4 protein-coding genes are annotated in these 5,046 nt (G+C 69.7%); all 4 read left to right on the forward strand.

Translation table 11 applies throughout. The features are described 5' to 3' along the window. Positions 1 to 1,429: ABC transporter substrate-binding protein (locus AC27KI_RS18315; protein ID WP_487115131.1), on the forward strand; the 1,429-nt coding region annotated here is incomplete at its 5' end. Positions 1,430 to 1,466: 37 nt separating this feature from the next. Next, positions 1,467 to 2,423 carry an ABC transporter permease gene (locus AC27KI_RS18320; RefSeq protein WP_272568392.1) on the forward strand — a complete coding sequence of 319 codons (957 nt, stop codon included), beginning with the start codon at positions 1,467 to 1,469 and terminating at the stop codon, positions 2,421 to 2,423. A 20-nt stretch (positions 2,424 to 2,443) separates the two neighbouring features. After that, positions 2,444 to 3,322 (forward strand): ABC transporter permease, encoded by an 879-nt coding sequence (locus AC27KI_RS18325; protein ID WP_317355827.1) that lies wholly within the window; start codon positions 2,444 to 2,446, stop codon positions 3,320 to 3,322. Positions 3,323 to 3,324: 2 nt separating this feature from the next. Next, on the forward strand, positions 3,325 to 4,959 hold the full coding sequence (locus AC27KI_RS18330; RefSeq protein WP_487115133.1) for an ABC transporter ATP-binding protein: 1,635 nt from the start codon (positions 3,325 to 3,327) through the stop codon (positions 4,957 to 4,959). The last annotated feature ends 87 nt before the right edge of the window (positions 4,960 to 5,046 follow it).

Consider the following 5,046-nt stretch of genomic DNA (forward strand, 5'->3'; position numbering starts at 1 on the left):
CGGCGGCCGCATCCGCGTGGCCGGCGCCACGGCCGCGGCCACCGACACGCTGGACCCGGCCAAGCAGTCCAACCAGACCGACTATTCGCGCGGCACCATGCTCTACAACGGCCTGTTCGTGCTGGACGGCTCGCTCACGCCGCAGCCCGCGCTGGCCGAATCGTCCGCCACGCAGGACGCCAAGACCTGGGTGTTCACCCTGCGCAAGGGCGTCACCTTCCATGACGGCAAGGCCCTGTCGCCGGCCGACGTGGTGTTCTCCATCCTGCGCCACAAGGACCCGGCCACGGCCTCCAAGGCCAAGGTGCTGGCCGACCAGATCGAGACCGTCAAGGCCTCGGGCCCGAACGAGGTGACCATCGAGCTGAGCGCGCCCAACGCCGACCTGCCGGTCATCCTGGGCACCTTCCACTTCCACATCGTCAAGGAAGGCACCACCGACTTCAACGCCGGCATCGGCACCGGCCCCTACAAGCTCAAGGAGTTCAAGCCCGGCGTGCGGTCGCTGATGGTGCGCAACGACGCCTACTGGAAGCCCGGCAAGCCCTACCTGGACGAGATCGAGTTCGTGGGCATCGGCGACGAGAGCGCCCGCGTGAACGCGCTGCTGTCGGGCGGCATGGACCTGGTGGCCTCGGTCAATCCGCGCGCCGTGGCACGGGTCAAGGGCACGCCCGGCTACGCCATCTTCACCACGCAGTCGGGCCAGTACTCCGACCTCATCCTGCGCAAGGACATGGGCCCGGGCGCCAACCCCGACTTCATCCTGGCGATGAAGTACCTGTTCGACCGCGAGCAGATGAAAAAGAGCATCGCGCTCGACTACGCCGTCATCGCCAACGACCAGCCCATCGACCCGACCAACCGGTTCTACTTCAAGGACCTGCCGCAGCGCACGTTCGATCTGGACAAGGCCAAGTTCCACCTGCAGAAGTCGGGCGTGACGGGCAAGGTGCCGGTGGTCACCTCGCCGGCCGCCATGTACTCGACCGAGACCGCGCTGCTGCTGCAGCAGTCGGGGCAGCGCATCGGCCTGGACCTGGACATCAAGCGCATGCCGGCCGACGGCTACTGGTCCAACCACTGGCTCAACAGCCCGGTGGGCTTTGGCAACGTGAACCCGCGCCCCAGCGCCGACACCATCCTGACGCAGTTCTTCAAGTCCGATGCGGCCTGGAACGAGTCGCGCTGGAAGAGCCCGCAGTTCGACCAGCTGCTGCTGGCCTCGCGCGCCGAGACCGATCTGGCCAAACGCCGCCAGATGTATGCCGACATGCAGACCATGATCCACCAGGAGGCGGGCATCGGCATTCCGCTGTTCCTGGCCAGCATCGACGGACATTCCACCAAGCTCAAGGGCTTGTCCCCGATTCCGCTGGGCGGCCTGATGGGCTACTCTTTCGCCGAGCACGTCTGGCTCGAAGCCTGACGCCCCGCACGCACCGAGCACTGGAAGCCGCCGCGCCATGAACCGTGTGATTCTCAAGCTCCTGGTCCAGCGGATCCTGCTGGCGCTGCTGTCCCTGCTGGCGGTCTCGGTGATCGTTTTCTCGATCACCGCCGTGCTGCCGGGCGACGCCGCGCAGGAGCAGCTGGGCCAGGACGCCACGGTCGAGGCCCTCGCCGCGCTGCGCGCCCAGATGGGGCTGGACGTGCCGGCCCCGCTGCGCTATCTGCGCTGGCTGGGCGGCATCGTGCGCGGCGACCTGGGCCAGTCGGTCACCACGCAGATGCCGGTGGGCGAACTGGTGGCCAGCCGCCTGCCCAATTCGCTGCTGCTGGCGGCCGTGACCGCGCTGTTCTCGGTGCCCATCGCGCTCACCCTGGGCATCGCCTCGGCCGTGTGGCGCGGCTCGTGGTTCGACCGCCTGGCCTCGTCGGCGGCGGTGGCCGTGGTGTCCGTGCCCGAGTTCCTGGTGGCCACGCTGGCGGTGCTGGTGTTCGCCGTCAAGCTCAAATGGCTGCCCGCGCTGTCCTACGTGAGCGACATCGAATCGGTGGGGCAGATGCTGCGGGCCTTCGCCATGCCCGTGCTCAGCCTGTGCTGCGTGATCGTCGCGCAGATGATGCGCATGAGCCGCGCCGCCGTCATCGACCAGCTGGAGGCGCCCTACATCGAGATGGTGCGCCTGAAGGGCGCCTCGCCCCTGCGCATGGTCATGGCCCACGCGCTGCCCAATGCCATCGGGCCGATCGCCAATGCGGTGGCGCTGTCGCTGTCGTACCTGCTGGGCGGCGTCATCATCATCGAGACCATCTTCAACTACCCCGGCATCGCCAAGCTCATGGTCGATGGCGTGACCCAGCGCGACATGCCGCTGGTGCAGACCTGCGCCATGATCTTCTGCGCGGGCTACCTGATCCTGGTGACGGCGGCCGACGTGTGCGGCATCCTCGCCAACCCGCGCCTGCGCCACCGCTGACCACACCGAAGGGCCGACCCATGGATTCCCTGACCCACCCTTCCGGCCCGCCCGCCACGCCGCGCCACGCGGTGCGCCGCTGGCTCTCGGGCTTCGGCATCTCCGGCCTGATCGGCCTGGCGGTGCTGCTGTGCTGGATGCTGGCCGCCCTGGCCGGTCCCATGCTGCTGCCGGGCCCGCTGCAGGCGGGCGGCGGCTCCGACGTGTTCGCGCCCATCAGCGCCCAACACTGGCTGGGCACCGACTACCTGGGCCGCGACATGCTGGCGCGCGTGATCGACGGCGCGCGCTACACCGTGGGCGTGGCCCTGCTGGCCACCCTGCTGGCCAGCGGCACGGGCACGGCCCTGGCGCTGTTCGCCGCCGCCATGGGCGGCAAGGTGGACACCATTCTGAGCCGCGTGCTGGACACCCTCACCGCCATTCCCAGCAAGATGTTCGCGCTGATCCTGGTGGCCGGCTTCGGCTCGTCCGTCGCCATGCTGGTGGCCACGGCGGCGGTCATCTACATCCCGGGGGCCTACCGCATCGCGCGGTCGCTGGCCGTCAACATCAATGCGCTCGACTACGTCACCGTGGCGCGCACCCGGGGCGAGGGCACGCTCTACATCATGCTGCGCGAGATCCTGCCCAACATCGTCGGCCCCATGCTGGCCGACCTGGGGCTGCGCTTCGTCTACGTGGTGCTGCTGCTCGCCGGCCTGAGCTTCCTGGGCCTGGGCATCCAGCCGCCCGCGGCCGACTGGGGATCGCTGGTGCGCGAGAACATCGGCGCGCTGCCCGACGCCGGCGCCTCGGTCATCGCGCCGGCGCTGGCCATCGCCAGCCTGACCATCGCGGTCAATCTCGTCATCGACAACCTGCCGGGCCGTGCGGCCCGCGAACGCGGAGGGCGTTGAACATGGGGGCATCCGTTGTCGTCCAAGACCTGAGCATCACCGCGGGCGAACAGACGCTGGTCGATGCGCTGAGCTTCACCATCGCGCCCGGCGAGGTGCTGGCGCTCATCGGCGAATCCGGCTCCGGCAAGACCACCACGGCGCTCGCGCTGATGGGCTACGCACGGCACGGCTGCACCATCTCCGGCGGCAGCGTGCGCATCGGCGACGTCGACGTGCTGCACCTGGCGCCCGCCGCCCAGCGCGCGCTGCGCGGGCGCACCGTGGCCTACATCGCGCAGAGCGCCGCAGCGTCGTTCAACCCGTCGCGCACCATCATGGACCAGGTGGTCGAGCCCACCCGCATCCACGGCACCATGAAGCGCGCCGAGGCCGAAGCCAAGGCGGTGCAGCTGTTCCGCGAACTCGCGCTACCCGACCCGGACACCATCGGCGACCGCTACCCGCACCAGGTCTCGGGCGGGCAGCTGCAGCGGCTGATGGCCGCCATGGCGCTCATCACCGACCCCGACCTCGTCATCCTCGACGAGCCCACCACCGCGCTGGACGTGACCACGCAGATCGAAGTGCTGCTCGCCTTTCGCCGCGTGGTGCGCGAACGCCGCGCCACCGCCGTCTACGTGAGCCACGACCTCGCCGTGGTGGCGCAAATGGCCGACCACATCCTCGTGCTGCGCAACGGCCAGATGCAGGAGGTGGACACCACCGCGCACATCCTCGCCGCGCCGGCCCACCAGTACACCCGGTGCCTGCTGGCCGCCGCGCGCCCCACGCCGCGCGTGGCCGAGCACTGCCGGGGCGAAGGCGAGCTGTTGCTGGATGTGCGCGACCTGTCCGCCGGCTACGGCCCGGTGGATGCCACCCGCCGCCCCGCCTCGCTCATCCTGGAAGACATCAACATCAAGCTCTACCGCGGCCAGGCCATCGGCGTCATCGGCGAATCGGGCTCGGGCAAGACCACGCTGGCGCGCGCCATCGCCGGGCTCATCCAGCCCTGGCACGGCACCATGCTGTTCGGCAACTCGGAGCTCAAGACCACGCTGGGCGCCCGCACCAAGGAAGAGCTGCGCCGCATCCAGATCGTGTTCCAGATGGCCGACACGGCGCTCAACCCATCGCACACCATCGAGCGCATCCTGGCCCGGCCGCTGCAGTTCTACAAGGGGCTCAAGGGCGAGGCGCTGCAGCGGCGCATCCGCGAGCTGCTCGACCTGGTCAAGCTGCCGCACAGCGTGGCGGACCGCCTGCCCGGCGGCCTGTCGGGCGGGCAGAAGCAGCGGGTCAACCTGGCCCGCGCGCTCGCGGCCGACCCCGACCTGATCCTGTGCGACGAGGTGACCTCCGCGCTCGACACCGTGGTGGGTGCCGCCGTGCTCGACCTGATGGCCGAGCTGCGGCGCGAACTGGGCGTGTCGTACCTCTTCATCAGCCACGACCTGCACACCGTGCGCTCCGTGTGCGACGAGATCGTCGTCATGCAGCACGGCCGCAAACTCGCGCAGGTGGCGCGCGCCGACTACGACCGCGGGCCGCACCACCCGTATTACGAACTGCTGGCGCGCTCGGTGCCCGAGCTGCGCCAGGGCTGGCTGGAGGAGAGGGCCGGCGCACCGGCCGTGCTGGCCGCCGCGGCCTGAAACACAGGCGATCCCTACCGGAGACACCCCATGCACCCCATCTTCCGCATCGCCGTGATTCCCGGCGACGGCATCGGCAAGGAAGTC

This window comes from Acidovorax sp. KPB24-03, assembly GCF_057546605.1.

What these genes read in the sequence shown, in the direction of transcription:
- AC27KI_RS18325 (WP_317355827.1), top strand. Translation starts at nt 2,444, where the DNA reads ATGGATTCCCTGACCCACCCTTCCGGCCCGCCCGCCACGCCGCGCCAC.
- AC27KI_RS18330 (WP_487115133.1), top strand. Translation starts at nt 3,325, where the DNA reads ATGGGGGCATCCGTTGTCGTCCAAGACCTGAGCATCACCGCGGGCGAA.
- AC27KI_RS18320 (WP_272568392.1), top strand. Translation starts at nt 1,467, where the DNA reads ATGAACCGTGTGATTCTCAAGCTCCTGGTCCAGCGGATCCTGCTGGCG.